Annotated in this window: 13 protein-coding genes; 2 read left to right on the top strand and 11 right to left on the bottom strand. The window is 46.2% G+C overall.

Annotated features, from left to right (window positions below; translation table 11 throughout):
• Nucleotides 1-2: 2 nt before the first annotated feature.
• Nucleotides 3-1,190, bottom strand: a complete 1,188-nt coding sequence (locus ESB13_RS03165) for an efflux RND transporter periplasmic adaptor subunit (RefSeq protein WP_129001577.1) — start codon at nucleotides 1,188-1,190, stop codon at nucleotides 3-5.
• Nucleotides 1,191-1,429: 239 nt separating this feature from the next.
• Nucleotides 1,430-2,053 (bottom strand): TetR/AcrR family transcriptional regulator, encoded by a 624-nt coding sequence (locus ESB13_RS03160; protein ID WP_129001576.1) that lies wholly within the window; start codon nucleotides 2,051-2,053, stop codon nucleotides 1,430-1,432.
• Between the two features lie 172 nt (nucleotides 2,054-2,225).
• Between ESB13_RS03160 and ESB13_RS03155 the strand changes: the two genes are divergently transcribed.
• Entirely contained in the window at nucleotides 2,226-4,148 is a 1,923-nt protein-coding gene (locus ESB13_RS03155; protein ID WP_164974079.1) for a S9 family peptidase, read from the top strand.
• Between the two features lie 245 nt (nucleotides 4,149-4,393).
• Here the strand turns inward: ESB13_RS03155 and ESB13_RS03150 are convergent, their stop codons facing one another.
• From ESB13_RS03150 to ESB13_RS03140, 3 genes are read right to left on the bottom strand one after another with little or no spacing between them, the layout of a single operon-like run.
• On the bottom strand, nucleotides 4,394-5,014 hold the full coding sequence (locus tag ESB13_RS03150) for an NUDIX hydrolase (protein ID WP_129001575.1): 621 nt from the start codon (nucleotides 5,012-5,014) through the stop codon (nucleotides 4,394-4,396).
• Between the two features lie 54 nt (nucleotides 5,015-5,068).
• Nucleotides 5,069-5,743: a YggS family pyridoxal phosphate-dependent enzyme gene (locus tag ESB13_RS03145; RefSeq protein WP_129001574.1), complete on the bottom strand. Its 675-nt coding sequence runs from the start codon at nucleotides 5,741-5,743 to the stop codon at nucleotides 5,069-5,071.
• A gap of 13 nt (nucleotides 5,744-5,756) precedes the next feature.
• On the bottom strand, nucleotides 5,757-6,944 hold the full coding sequence (locus tag ESB13_RS03140) for a hypothetical protein (RefSeq protein ID WP_129001573.1): 1,188 nt from the start codon (nucleotides 6,942-6,944) through the stop codon (nucleotides 5,757-5,759).
• A gap of 223 nt (nucleotides 6,945-7,167) precedes the next feature.
• Between ESB13_RS03140 and ESB13_RS03135 the strand changes: the two genes are divergently transcribed.
• Complete coding sequence (locus tag ESB13_RS03135) at nucleotides 7,168-8,235, top strand: RICIN domain-containing protein (RefSeq protein ID WP_129001572.1); 1,068 nt, start codon at nucleotides 7,168-7,170, stop codon at nucleotides 8,233-8,235.
• Between the two features lie 146 nt (nucleotides 8,236-8,381).
• Here ESB13_RS03135 and ESB13_RS03130 read toward each other — a convergent pair whose 3' ends face one another.
• The 6 genes from ESB13_RS03130 to ESB13_RS03105 form a co-directional block, all read right to left on the bottom strand.
• A complete protein-coding gene (locus tag ESB13_RS03130) occupies nucleotides 8,382-9,536 on the bottom strand; it encodes an acyl-CoA dehydrogenase family protein (protein WP_129001571.1) in 1,155 nt (384 codons plus the stop codon).
• An 876-nt stretch (nucleotides 9,537-10,412) separates the two neighbouring features.
• Nucleotides 10,413-10,883, bottom strand: coding sequence for a DUF6843 domain-containing protein (locus ESB13_RS03125; protein ID WP_129001570.1), 471 nt, complete (start codon nucleotides 10,881-10,883; stop codon nucleotides 10,413-10,415).
• A gap of 5 nt (nucleotides 10,884-10,888) precedes the next feature.
• Nucleotides 10,889-11,824 carry an RHS repeat domain-containing protein gene (locus ESB13_RS03120; RefSeq protein WP_129001569.1) on the bottom strand — a complete coding sequence of 312 codons (936 nt, stop codon included), beginning with the start codon at nucleotides 11,822-11,824 and terminating at the stop codon, nucleotides 10,889-10,891.
• A 73-nt stretch (nucleotides 11,825-11,897) separates the two neighbouring features.
• On the bottom strand, nucleotides 11,898-12,935 hold the full coding sequence (locus tag ESB13_RS03115; RefSeq protein WP_129001568.1) for an agmatine deiminase family protein: 1,038 nt from the start codon (nucleotides 12,933-12,935) through the stop codon (nucleotides 11,898-11,900).
• Between the two features lie 32 nt (nucleotides 12,936-12,967).
• A complete protein-coding gene (locus ESB13_RS03110) occupies nucleotides 12,968-13,846 on the bottom strand; it encodes a carbon-nitrogen hydrolase (protein ID WP_129001567.1) in 879 nt (292 codons plus the stop codon).
• 35 nt (nucleotides 13,847-13,881) lie between these two features.
• Nucleotides 13,882-14,946 (bottom strand): fatty acid desaturase family protein, encoded by a 1,065-nt coding sequence (locus ESB13_RS03105; RefSeq protein WP_129001566.1) that lies wholly within the window; start codon nucleotides 14,944-14,946, stop codon nucleotides 13,882-13,884.
• Between the last annotated feature and the right edge of the window lie 68 nt (nucleotides 14,947-15,014).

Below are 15,014 nucleotides of genomic sequence, written 5' to 3'. Positions count from 1 at the left end.
GCTTATAAAGGCATTGCCTTACGCAGACTATCAGCTGAAAGTGGCAACGGCCTTATCACAGCACCATCCCTTAAACGGTCAAGCCCCGTGAACACGATCGTCTCCCCTGCATTCAGCCCCTTATCTACCAGGTAATACACACCCGAAGTACCTGCAATACCAATGGGTTTGCTGACTACTTTGTTGGAATCGGCAACAGTGAAAACATATACTTTATCCTGCAATTCATAAGTGGCCTGTTGCGGCACGGCCAGTACGGCTGCATTGGTATGCGGTATACGCACCTTACCGGTATTGCCGGAACGCAGGATGCCATTCGCATTCGCAAACACAGCCCTGAAGCTGATGGTGCCCATGCTCTTATCGAACTGCCCCTGCACCATCTCCACTTTTCCTTTTTCAGTGTAAATCGATTTGTCGGCGAGCATCAGCTCAACGGGTGGCAGCCCTTTGATCTTCTCGTCAACAGTTTTACCGGTTGTATGACTGGTAAATTGCAGGAAATCACTTTCGCTCATAGAGAAATAAGCATACACATTATTCACTTCCGAAAGAACCGTTAATGGCAACGCTTCCCCTCTGCCCACAAGACTTCCGGCCTTGAAGGGAATACGGCCTATATAACCGCTTACGGGTGCTTTGATAAGAGTATATCCCAGGCTGATGCCGGCATTGTTGGTAGCCGATTGTGCCTGCTCGAAACTGGCTTTTGCTGCTTCATACGAAGCCTGTGCTGCTTTCAATTGCACATCACTTACTACGTTGTTTTGTACCAGTGGACGAATGCGGTTCAACTCTATCGCAGCTTTCTCCATATTCGCCTGTGCCGCATGAGCAGTAGCTTCCGCAGTGGTGAACTGCGACGCATAACTCCGGTCATTGATCTTGAAAAGCAGTTGCCCCTTGGTTACATAAGCTCCTTCATCCACATAGATCTTTTCAAGATAACCATCTACCTGCGGACGCAGCTCTACATTCACAGTACCTTCTATGGTTGCAGAAAATTCCTGGTAAGTGACTGCTGCTGTATTGGTAAGTGTAAGAACAGGCAGCTCCTGTGGCGGTGGCGCGCCTATCGATTCGCTGCCTGCCGAAGTAGTGCAGCTGTAAAGCCCTATAGCCAGTATAGTAAAGGCAATAAGTGGCCTGGCCTGCCGTAGCAGACTATTGTAATAGATACGGGAGTTCATATTATTTGATTTGTGAGTTTACGAAAGCAATAAATAGCGTTTAACTGTCCGGTTCAGGCAATAAAATGCCATGTCAATAACATTCTTATTTTTATTAACACCGTTAAATATTATACTTTAAAAAAAGCTGTTATGCAGCAGAATGCTTAGTAGTCTTGTACATGTTGTTGTGGTTTTACGTTTTGATTATGCCTGTGATAGTTTCTAACAGTGTTAACTTAGGTTGCAAAAAAAACAGCCTATCCTTTTATACGACTGATGATTCCGCCAATGGCGTCCTGGAGGATGGCTTTATTAAGATCTTCATATTCTTCTGTGGCCTGCGGTGCCCCGTTAAATTTACGGGTCAGGTTAATGGAGATTAAACCGTGTACTACCGACCAGAGATGATAATATTTCAGGCAAGGGTCTGCGTCAGGATGTTTACTGGAGGCGATAAGCTCATTCAGGATTTCACCCACCATGTCCATTCCAGCTTTTGCTTCAGGAATGCCGTTCTTCATTTCACAACAACCAATTTCAACCCCAAACATTAACTGGTAATAAGCAGGGTTGGCAAAGGCGAAATCCCAATACGCCATCCAAATGGCTTCAAGCTGCTCAGCAGGGTCTGTTTTAGCCTCTTTGGCTTTTATCACCCATTGATACAGCTCACGGTAGCCCTGCCTGGTAAACTCCTGCAGCAAGGCTTCCTTATTTTCAAAATGCCCGTAAATGATAGGCGCAGAATACTCGATGCGATCTGCAATCTTCCGCATCGAAAGAGCCTGCCAGCCCTCCTCCTGAACTATTTTCCAGGCAGCGTCTATAATCTGACACCTCACTTCTTCTTTCTGCCTGAGCTTTCTTTCAGCGATTCCCATTACGCTATCATTTTACTTAACACCGTTAGCAAAAATAACATCTTTTCAATTCCCACCAATTATTTTTTTTGCCGCTTATCACTTTACCCCCAAAACACCCGCATTCCCTATCCCCGCTATGGCGGACAAAACCGCTTTTTAAGTACCTTGCCAACCGACTAAACAGATGATTATGAACAGGAACAGGATTAAGTTATTGGCATTTACCGGATGGATGCTGCTTGCCCTCCCCGCTATATCGCAGGAAAACCTGACACCCGAAGCCTTTTTGAAACTCGGACGTGTAAGCGCACTGGGCTTATCGAAAGATAAAAAATTCGTCCTATACAGTGTAAGCGTACCCGATGTTGCTAATAATAAAAGCACCCGCAAAACCTATAAGGTGGCCATAACCGGAGGAAATGCAACAGAAGTGGCAGATCCTGAATCCCTCATCGAAAACGACAGGCGCTCGCCCGATGGTCAGTACCAGCTCAGCAGCCAGGCCGTTAAAATAAAAAAGGTCTCCGGAGCCGATCATTACCCGGAACTAAGCCGTTCTAACGTTCAGGTGTACGAATCACTCAACTACCGCCATTGGGATACCTGGGAAGATGGCAAATTCGACCACGTATTCCTGGCCCCCGTCGAAAACGGGAAACCAGGCACGGCCAAAGACCTCATGCCCGGCGAAGCATACGATTGCCCCCAGAAACCTTTCGGCGGCGATGAAGACTTCATCTGGAGCCCCGACAGCAAAAAGGTGGTATACGTATCCAAGAAAAAGTTCGGTACCGATTATGCCATCAGCACCAATACCGATCTATATGAATATGATCTGGCTACCGGCACAACCATAAACCTTACCGAAGCCAACAAAGGTTACGACGTGAACCCCGCATTCAATAAGAACGGCACCCTCGCATGGCTGCAAATGAAACGCGATGGTTATGAAAGCGACAAGCAGGACCTCGTCGTAATGAACAATAAAAGCGTAACCAACCTCACCCGCTTTAACGATGAAATTCACGTGGAAAGCTTCCGCTGGAGCGATGATAACAGGAATATCTTCTTCACCGCACCTATCAACGGAACGCTGCAACTCTTCGTGGTAGACAATCCCGGAATGACTATGAAAATGCCCGATATCAAACAAATCACCAAAGGCGATTTCGATATCAGTGGTATCGTAGGCCAGTCAGGCAACACGCTCATCGTAAGCCGTACCGATATCAACCATGCAACGGAATTGTTTACCGTAGATATCAGCAACGGTAACATGGCCCAGATAACACACGTAAACGACGCAGCCTACGCCAAACTGGGCGCTTGTAAAACAGAACGTCGCTTTGTAAAAACAACCGATGGCAAGCAAATGCTCGTATGGGTAGTTTACCCGCCGGGCTTCGACGCTAAAAAGAAATACCCCACCCTGTTATACTGCCAGGGCGGCCCGCAGTCAGCACTTACGCAATTCTATTCTTTCCGTTGGAACTTCCAGCTCATGGCATCACAGGGTTATATCGTAGTGGCGCCTAACCGCCGCGGTATGCCCGGTCATGGTACAGAATGGAACGAATCTATCAGCAAAGACTGGGGCGGACAGGTCCTTAAAGATTACCTGAGCGCTATAGACGATGTAAGCAAAGAAACTTATGTCGATAGATCAAGACTCGGATGCGTAGGCGCCAGCTTCGGCGGCTTCTCCGTATTTGCATTGGAAGGTCTGCACGAAGGCCGCTTCAAAACATTCATCGCACACGACGGCGTATTCGACTTCAGAAGCATGTATGGCACTACCGATGAAATGTTCTTCGAAAACTGGGAGAAAGGCGGCGCTTATTGGGAAAAAGACAACAATGTAGCACAACGCTCCTTTAGCCAAAGCCCATCCAACCTCGTCGATAAATGGAATACGCCTATCATGATCATCCAGGGAGGTAAAGACTATCGTGTATCTATAGAACAGGGCCAGCAGGCATTCCAGGCAGCACAGCTGAAAGGCATCAAAAGCAGGTTCCTCTATTTCCCCGATGAAAACCATTGGGTACTCGGCATTCAGAATTCACTCGTATGGCAACGTGAATTCTTCAAATGGCTGAAAGAAACATTGTAACATCCATAACAGCAAAAGGGGCTGACCATTACTTTTGGTCAGCCCCTTTTGCTGTTATAAAACTTAATACCACCGATAGGGTGGCAAGATATACCAGAAGTATCTCGTAATCGGACCTGAATTGGACTAACATCGCACTTACCTCGGACTTGCTTCGGACCTGGAGTCCCCCAAATGCAGCACATTTTCCCCCAAAATGCACTTTTTAAAATTCCGCCCGCAAAAAACATCTTTTTGGGGAAGCCCTAGTCTACGATCGGAATAAGCACCTCGTTAATAGCATTATGATGCAGCACCTCCACCTGCGATGGCAGTATCCGGTCAAGCGATAATTCAGGCAGTTGATCTATGGGAAAGAAAGCCGCATCGAGCATATCAAACCCTTTATTGAACTGCAGATCCCCTTTTAGTTCGCAGAGAAAAACAAACTTGTATACATAATACGGCTGATAGGGATGCGGGTGCATCTTCTTATCAAAAACCGCCAGTAACCTGTTTACCGATACATCAAGCCCCGTCTCTTCAACAAACTCCTTCACAATTACCTCCGATGGAGTAAGTCCTATATCACCCCAGCCGCCCGGCAGGCTCCATTTCCCATCAGCCGATTCCCGCGCCAGCAATACCTCGTTCTTATCATTTAAAAGCATCCCGCGGATATCCACCTTAGGAGTAGGATAATCCGTCACAGGTCCGTAAAAAGCCTTCACTTCTTCTAATGGGGTATTCACCACCTGGCTCGTAAGTGCAAGCGCTATCTCATGCAACTCCTGGTACCGGTCCCTGTCATAAGGATCTTTACTATACAAGAGCCCGATATCCGCTATCGATTTCACCCGCTTCACCAGGTTCAGCAATTCATTCATAATGTTCTTTTATTCAGGTATCTCTGTCAAAAAATAGAACAATCACTTCGTCTCCTATCCCCTCGCCCCAAACAATAAACTACCTATTCTTACCATCGTACTTCCCTCCTCGATAGCCATCTGGTAATCACCGCTCATTCCCATGGATAATACAGAAAAGTTTACCTGCGGAGTAGTTGCAGGTGTGTATAATTGGTAAAGACTATGCAGTTGCTGGAACTCGGCACGCACCTTCGCCTGGTCATCGCTGAAAGAAGCCATGCCCATCAGCCCTTCTATACGAATATGACTCCACTGATGAGCATCGGTAGTAACTGCTTTTATCAGTGCATCCAGCTCCGAAGCGTCCAGCCCAAACTTGGTTTCTTCCTGGGCTATATGCACCTGCAGCAGGCAGGAGATCACCCGGTTCAGCTTCTTACCTTGCTTATTGATCTCGGCAAGCAGCTTTTCGCTGTCGACCCCATGTATCAGGTGAACGAAAGGAGCAATAAACTTCACCTTGTTCGATTGCAGATGCCCGATAAAATGCCAGCGGATATCACCAGGCAGTTGCGCTTGCTTATCCATCACTTCCTGCACATAGTTCTCACCAAAATCACGCTGACCCAAATCGTATAATGCTTTGATATCGGAGGCTGGTTTTATTTTGCTGACAGCAACCAGGGTTACATCTTTCGGTTGCAATTCACCGGAAAGTTGCCGGTACACTGCTTCATTGATAGCCATATAAAAAACTGCTTTACTTCAAAGATAATTCGGCGCTCCTGCCTGCTTGCATATGACGCCGGCACAAAAGTAAGTATTCAAGAAACAGCAGGTTGTTATAAGCAGGTGCATAATAATAAAACTTGCCTAGCCCCAGTTTGCCGGTAGCCTGCCGGAAAGGATCTGGTAAAATAGAAGTCATATTGGCTACAAAGAAGGCAAAGTCAGTAGTTTCAAGTGCTTCAAACCATTCGCCCTTCGTATTCACATGCACCGCAGGCGGCATCACGCCCCATTTTAAAAGTGCGGTTCCCAGTATCACCTTATCCATCGGATCACGGGCTATTGCAAGCTGGTGGCGCGCTTCCGCAATCAATACCGCCTTACGCTGTTCCAGCATTTCAATCTTCGCAGCAGTCATCAGCCGTGCAATATGATATAAAATCAATGGCGTACGTGCATAGTGTGGCGATATATAACTGGGCCTGATCCTGATATCACCATTATCGATAGCAGTACATATCAGCTTTAGCGAAGCAGAGTCCGCTTTGCCGGTAGGTACATTCCGTAAATACAGGAAATGTAATACATTCGATAACACACATACATCCAGGTCCGTAGGCATACGCTTGCCAAACCAGGTAGAATACGCCGCTATATCCTTATAATCCGCACGGATATTCTTTTTACGTTTACTTCCCGCATTCAAATGAAGCTGCATCTGCTGGTAAACCTTCCGGACAACAGAGTCCGGCGCATCCTGCGCACGCAACAATATAACCGTATCATCCATATCATCCGGTAACGACTGGCTATTATCCATCAGGTTCAGCCACCCCCCATTCGGAAATACAACACGCGGATTCGTTCTCCAGAAGTTATACGTCCCTCTCCCTTTGTTATTCTGAAACAAAGAATATAACGGGGCCGCATCATGGCAAATACTGTCCACAACCAACCGATCGCTTTCAGAAAGCAGAGGTTTCAACTCTTTTAAGGTAACGACAATAAGCCCGGTAAAGAAGATATTGTCATCATCCTTGAACACCTCCCGCCTGCCATGATATTCCCTGTACGAAGGAAACATACCGGCCGGGAAATGCGCATAGGATTGTGTCTGAAAGCTGCGAATACGTTGTAGCACCTGGCTTACAGGCAAACTATCATTCCCTTTAGAAGTAAAACACAATATCGTTAATATAAGAATACACCAGTTTTTCACGGGGTGCAAGATAAGAAATAGCCTATCAATAAACCGCCGTAGCCATCCCCATCCATCCCTTCCCTCAAACATTACAGCCAAACCCGCCAACCAACACCTCAATGCCAATAAGTGGATTTACCCCCTGTTCACGTTACCAAAAACACCCCCTTATTAAACGAATTAGCCCCTAACTGGCAATTCACTTCACGGCTATTTTACACCGTCAAAAAAAAACCTTAATATGGAAAACAGATCACTTCGGTTCCGCCATTCAGGCGCACTACTGCTTCTGCTGACGCTTAGCTTTGCCAGTTGTAAAAAAGAAACCCAACCTGCCGACACATCCGGCTTACCCGTTCCTGGCCTGGCTTTGGTACCTGCCACAGAAACACCGCTCTCTCCCGGCAATGGCACTTTTGTAATTCTTAACCGCTATAGTGGTAAACCGCTGGAAGTATCCGGCGCCTCTACAGCAAATGGCGCTAACATCATCCAATGGGGTGCCAACGGCGGCACCAATCAGCGATGGACATTGAACCAGTTGTCCGGCGGCTACTACTCCGTTATTGGCGTCCAAAGCTCCCGCGCGCTCGAAGTTTACCAATCTGCCACCACCGATGGTGCAGACGTAGACCTATGGGATTATTCCGGCGGCAACCACCAGCAATGGCAACTCATCAGCCTGGGCAGCGGCTTCTACCGCATCGTAAACCGCAACAGCGGCAAAGACCTTACGGTTACGAGCGCATCAACCGCCAATGGTGCAGACATTGTACAGTCAACCTACACCGGCAGCGAAAGCCAGCAATGGGTACTTACCGCTCCCACTGCCAATGGCCAGCTGGCATGGACATTAACCAGCACCGGCGTTCCTGCCGACGTGCAAACGCGCATCACCAACGCCATGAACGATGCCGTCGCCCGTTACAATACCGTTGCAAACTGGCCCGCACGCACCCTCACCGTGCAGTACAATACCGGCGTAGCTACTGCCGATGGCAGTACCAACGGCAACATCCGGTTTGGCCCTAATGCCAGCTACCAGGCCGTGCGCACCGCCATGCACGAAATTGCACATACCTATGGCGTAGGTCTTTCCTCCGGCTTTACATCAAATATTTCAGGAGGCCTGTTCGTAGGTACCAACGCAGTAAACACCCTTGTAACCTTCGATGGCCCCGGAGCAGTCATCAACACCGGCGGCGGACATATCTGGCCGTACGGCTTGAATTACGACAATGAATGGTCCAACGAAAACGCATGGCGCCACGTAAAACTGATCTGGGCCATGCGCTCAGACGGTATGTGATAAAAAACAATAAAAAGGGGCTGACCCAAAAGTAAAATGAAGGCTTTGAGAATCACCTAAACGATACTTGGTTTCTATCAGGTACCCGAATAAAAAGGGGCTGGCCCAAAGCAATGGTCAGCCCCTTTTTATTCCTATCCTATAGGCTATTTGAGTATAGAACGGCTTATCACGATACGCTGCACCTCGCTCGTACCTTCATAAATCTGCGTGATCTTCGCATCACGCATCAGCCGCTCTACATGATATTCTTTCACAAACCCGTAACCACCATGAATCTGAACCGCTTCAGTAGCAGTCCACATAGCCGTTTCAGAAGCAAATACTTTGGCCATCGAAGAGCTAAGCGTATAATCCAGGTGCTGATCTTTCTCCCAGGCAGCTTTTAAACATAACAGCCGCGCAGCTTCAATACGCGTAGCCATATCAGCAAGTTTAAACTGGATAGCCTGGTGCTGCATGATCTCTTTACCAAAAGCCTTGCGTTCCTTGGAGTAAGCCACAGAACGTTCATAAGCGCCGCTGGCAATACCAAGCGCCTGCGAAGCAATACCAATCCTGCCGCCGGCAAGCGTTTTCATCGCAAACTTGAACCCAAACCCATCTTCACCGATCCTGTTCTCCTTCGGCACCTTTACGTCGGTGAAAAGGATAGTATGGGTATCACTCCCCCTGATCCCCATCTTATTTTCTTTAGCCGCAACAGTAACCCCCGGCCAGTTCTTTTCAACGATAAACGCATTGATACCATGAGAACCTTTTGCAGCATCGGTTTGTGCTATCACCAGGTAAACACTCGCCGAAGAACCATTGGTGATCCAGTTCTTGGTACCATTCAGTAAATAGTAATCGCCCATATCTTCAGCAGTGGTCCTTTGAGAAGTGGCGTCGCTGCCCGCTTCAGGTTCACTCAGCAAAAAAGCGCCAATATAGAGTTCACCATCCTTTTTTCCCTGGGCAAGAGGAGTAAGATATTGTTGTTTCTGGCTTTCCGAAGCAAACGTTTCAAGTCCCCAGCAGACAAGACTATTATTGACGCTCATACAAACACTGACACTGGCGTCTACTTTACTGATTTCTTCCATGGCCAGAACATAGCTCATAGTATCCATTCCCGCGCCGCCATAGGCAGGATCCACCATCATACCCATGAAGCCAAGCTCGGCAAGTTTAAGGATCTGTTGTTTAGGGAACTGTTGTAATTCATCACGCTCTATTACGCCCGGCAGGCAATCGTTTTGTGCAAAATCACGGGCAGCTTTCTGAATCATCAAATGCTCTTCATTCAATTGAAAATCCATGACAATCGTTGTTTGTTTGATACAAAAATAAGGATTCCGGCAATACACCTAACATTTGTTAGTTGCATAACTAACCATGCACAAACCAATGTTGGCGCTTTAAAAATCCTTAACCCCTGCCTTGCGGTTTAAAGGAGTATTAAATAGCCCGTAAACCCGGCTTAAATCGGGCCGTAACCCTTGCCAGTACTGGTTTTTCTTGCTTACTTGCACTCAGATATTCATGAGATAACGAAGAACCAGGTATATATATTCCCTATTTTCTCTGCTGTAACCACGAAGAGCGTTATTAAGAGTTTTAGCTCCTCGAACCCCCTGAGTGCCACTGTTCCGACAGTGGCTTTTTTTTGCCCATAAGGCCCCAATATTACGCCCCTCACCAACTAGGCCGCCACTCCATCTCCGGCGCCCCCTGCCCACCTAAAAGCCCTATTTTTACGCCCCCCATACAACCGGTAGCCTCCTACGGCTGCCCCCTTCCCCAAAAACGCCCATCTACAAAAAAGAACGCTTTATATAGCCGTTTTGGAGCCGAGCAAAAGCCGCCTTGGAGCCTCCACCGAAAACATCCCCCAGCAGCCTGCCCACTCCTATTTCTTCAAAAGCCTTGGAGAAACCTCCAGACAATTATATATCTATCCATAAAAGCCCCATCCACAACCCTGGATAATACCATTTTTCCTTTACACACTCATTTTTAAAATGTGCTGTTTGCAGCCCTAAAAATGGACGAAAAAGAAAAAGCAGCGAAACTGCACACTAAAAAATTAAATTGATGACTGCCATTCGTTTTTTTCGCACATTCTTTGCGCTGCAAAGCAGAAACACAAAACAACACGTCCGAAAAATCGAAACTATTCTCTTTTTCTAAGAAATTTATTCAGTGATCTTTACTATATCTAATTTCGCAGCTTGCTTTTGTGCTTGCTCTATATCCGATTTTGTACCGATGTAAAACTCGATAAATTCTAACCGTTCTTCGCTTTCAGTGCTCTTTTTTACTGTACCTGTTGCTCCCATAAAGCCAACAATCGTATCAGTTGGCACTTTTTTTATTTCAGCATAAGAGGATAATTTATTTTCGGGGATTATTTTTTCATAGTAATATTCTGCAAATTCTCGCCAACCATAATTGCCTGCAAACTGTGTTTTTAAAATGCCATTTGGTGGTATCTCATACACTCTTTTTTTGCCCTCATATTTAATTGACATTCCGCTTTTTTGATTGAAAATAATTATGATGTACCCCTTAAAATTCTTTGGCACAACAATAATTTCTTGCTCACCACTATTGCCGCAACTACTTAACATCAACGATAGTATAAAAAAAGATATTACTGCTCTCATTGCTTTCATTTTTTATTAAAATCCGATTGTACTTTCTTATTCCAATCATCCACTGAATATGTTTTATCGCCTTGCTGAACACCTGTAAAGTTTCCTTTGCTGTCAAATATTATTTGCATATTTACTTTAAATAATGGCTTCTTATTGTCACCATACAAATCAGCAATTCCGCCTTGTTCCATTTTAGCACCCAAGAATAATTTTGTTTTGCCCGATTGGTCTGTAATAAAAGCTTCTGTACTTGGGAACTTGTCGCCTGTAAAAGAGCCTGTAACATTTAAAATCCCTTTATCCAAATCCTCTGTAAATGAAAGTCCGGCATGCAAATCTAATGCAGGTGTTGCCCATTGTGGTGTTATCGGGTCTTTTCCTGAATGACTAAAATCAAAAGAAGCTGTGTTTTCAGAAAAGCTAATATTATCATTTGAGCCTTTAGGTTTTCCTACGTCAACTTTAGGGGGCAACCGTCCAGGGATTCCGAAAAATATAGTAGGGTCGCTTTTTGTTATAGGTTGCGTTACTGATTTAGCAGAAGGGTCAACTATAAAAGATGAATAAACTCGGGAGGTACCTGTAAAAGATGCCACACGCCCATCACCATAAAATAATCCGCCCCCTGTTGTTGACGTGGCAATAAACGAACGGATATTAATAGACCAGGGATATAAGCCGTCCACGTCGATGTTAAGTAAAGGATTGTCGAAAGTGTAAGTATACGACGAAAATCTCCTCATCTTATCCCCCAACGGATCCCCCACAAACCACCTCCCAATCTGCGCATCATACATCCTCGCTCCATAATCCAGCCACTCCAACCCACTTCCATCAGAAAACTCCATCCGTTGTTCCTCCTTGCCATTGAATGCAAGCCTGTTTCGGGGATCGCCAATACTCAAAGAATTAGACGATATCCCAGCCATCTTATTGTCAATCCATGACAATCGTTTTTACCGGTCCCATACAAAAAAGGCCGATCCTAAAAGATCGGCCCCTGATAATATAAATCAAACGCACCTACACTGCAGGCTCTTGCTGACTCAAACAGTGAAAACTACCCAACCCCCAGATGATATCTGTAGAATCAATCCCAACCGTCTCCCTGCCCGGGAAACAATCGCTGATCAGTTGCAAAGCCTTATCATCCTGGTCACACCGGTAAGTAGGCACGATCACATGCTTATTGCTGATATAGAAATTGGCATAAGACGCCGGTAAACGCTGGTCTTCATATACCACAGCATCAGGCATCGGCAGCTCTATGATATTGAGCTGTTTGCCACTTAATACCCGCATGGTGGAAAGCTCCTTCAGGTTCTGCTGCAGCAACGCGTAGTTCTCATCCTTTTTAGAATGCTCTACTACGGTAAGCACCGTATCCTCGCTCACGAAACGCACCGTATCATCTATATGCCCGTCGGTATCATCACCAACAATGCCTTCAGTTACCCAAAGCACCTGGTCAGCGCCATAATAACGGTAAAGATACTCCTCGATCTGCTGCTGGTTCAGATGCGGGTTCCTGTTTTCATTTAACAGGCAGGCACGCGAAGTAAGTATGGTTCCCTTGCCATTAAACTCAACGGAACCGCCCTCCATTACAATACCCGGATGCGCCACAGGCAGGTTCAATGCCTTGCCTATAAGCGTAGGAATAACATCATCGAGATCATACGGAGGATATTTACCACCCCATGCATTATACCCCCAGTCAACGATCATCTTAGGCTGGTCAGCTCCCGGATTGATAAGAAACGCAGGACCATGATCACGGCACCACGCATCATTCGTAGGATGCAGGAAAAATTGCACCTGCGCCATGTTAACGCCGGCAGCCTGCATATAAGCAGTGGCTTCCTGCTGCATCGCAGCAGTGCCAACATTGATGCACACCTTCTCGCTTAGCGCGAGATACTTTATAAAAAGACTGTAACTGTTATAAATGCTTTGAAGCTTGCCCGGCCAGCTTGCTTCCTTATGAGGCCAGCTTAACCAGGTCGCCGTATGCGGAGCAAACTCTGCCGGGAAATAATAACCAGAATCCTTTGGATACATGCTGCTAAATAATATGAGTTTGTGTTGAATTACTATCCCTGTTCGTCGATATAACGTTTGGTGATCGGCTGGTAAGAGTCTATCCGCCTGTCGCGCAGGAACGGCCAGTGTGTGCGGTAACGATCGCTTAACGCAGTATCTATTTCCTGCACCACCACTTCTTCTTCCGTATGAGAAGCCTGGTAAACGATAGAACCAAACGGATTGGCTACAAAAGAACCGCCCCAGAATTGCATGGCGCCGTTTTGCTCTTCTCCTACCCTGTTCACACTTACAACATGTACGCCGTTGGCAACAGCATGACTGCGCTGTATGGTCTGCCACGCATTGTATTGCTCCGTATTGGTAGCTTCATCCTGCGAAGTAGCCCAGCCGATCGCTGTAGGATAAAACAGGATCTCAGCACCCATAAGCGCCGTAATACGCGACGCTTCAGGATACCATTGATCCCAGCAGATCAGCACACCTATCGTTGCAAATTTGGTTTTGAATACCTTGTAACCTAAGTCACCCGGTGTGAAGTAAAACTTCTCGTAATAAGCCGGGTCATCAGGAATATGCATCTTACGGTATTTACCAAGGTAAGTACCATCTGCATCCAGAATGGCCGTTGTATTATGGTATAGTCCCTGCGCTCTTTTCTCGAACAGGGATGCAATGATCACGACATTCAATTCTGCCGCTACCGCACTCAACGCATCAGTAGAAGGACCGGGAATGGTTTCTGCCAGCAGGAAGTTATCATAATCTTCCACATCACAGAAATAAAGAGAAGTAAACAACTCTTGTAAACATACAATCTGCGCGCCTTTGGCAGCAGCTTCACGAACTTTGGCGATAGCCTTATCCAGGTTCTCCTGCTTGTTCGCGGTGCAGGTCGTTTGCACCAATCCTATTTTAACCTTTGACATATCTTGTAACTACAATTCCTTTTTAAAATATGAAATTAAGCCCTGCCCATCTGGCGCAGGAACGACACATGCGATATTACAGCATGGTACATCTTCGGATACTCGATATAAACCACGTTATACTCCTTACATGCCTGCTTAACGATCTTATTGATCTCAGGATAATGAATATGGGAGATCTTGGGGAATAAATGGTGTTCTACCTGGAAATTCAATCCGCCTACATACCAGGATATCAGCTTATTGCCGGTAGCAAAGTTGGCAGTGGTCTTCAACTGGTGAACAGCCCACTCATCCTGCAGTTTACCATCTTCAGCAGGCACAGGAAATTCAGCATGTTCTACCGTATGCGCCAATTGGAATACGATACTTAAGGTAAAGCCCGTAACCACGGTAACGATAGAGAAACCAATGATCCAGCTCTTGAAACCTAATACCGCAATAGGAATGATAAAGAACAACGCATAATGCACCAGTTTAAAACCCCAGAAAATAACATGGTCCATAGGCTTCATCTTCTTGATGGCCATATCGCCGATCTTACCGGAGAAGTATTTCTTGTAGTCGCTGAACAACACCCAGTACAAATGAAAGATAGCATACAACGCCACAAAATACACATGCTGAAAACGGTGCATCTTGTAATATTTCTGGGTCGAAGCCATCCGCAGGAAAGGTTTGGCGTCAATATCATCATCGATACCATCGATATTCGTGTAGGCATGGTGGATCACATTATGCTTCATATTCCACATAAAATGACTGGCACCTAATACTTCGGCAGTGATAGCGGCAACTTTGTTGACGGCCGGCGAAGTGCTGAAACTGCCATGTCCGCCGTCATGCATCACATTAAACCCGATAGAAGCTACTGCCAGCCCCATTAACACGCAAAGCAATAACGACACCCATAACACAGGTGTAAAGAAAACCAGCTGAATGTAAATGTACGCAAGCGCCAATATCAGGAAAAGCGCTTTCGAAAACAATCTGGAGCCACCGGTAGTGCTTTTGCCCGTAGTGGCAAAATACTCGTTGATCCTGTTTTTCAGCTCAACATGAAAAGAAGGTCTTACGACTGCGAATTTTGGAGTCTGCATAATACTTAACTAAATGACTTTTGAAGGTGCAAATATCAGGATAACTGGCGGTTTAACCCGTTGAAATC

This window comes from Filimonas effusa, from assembly GCF_004118675.1.
Classification (GTDB): domain Bacteria; phylum Bacteroidota; class Bacteroidia; order Chitinophagales; family Chitinophagaceae; genus Filimonas; species Filimonas effusa.
This window is presented reverse-complemented; position numbering and strand designations above follow the sequence as displayed.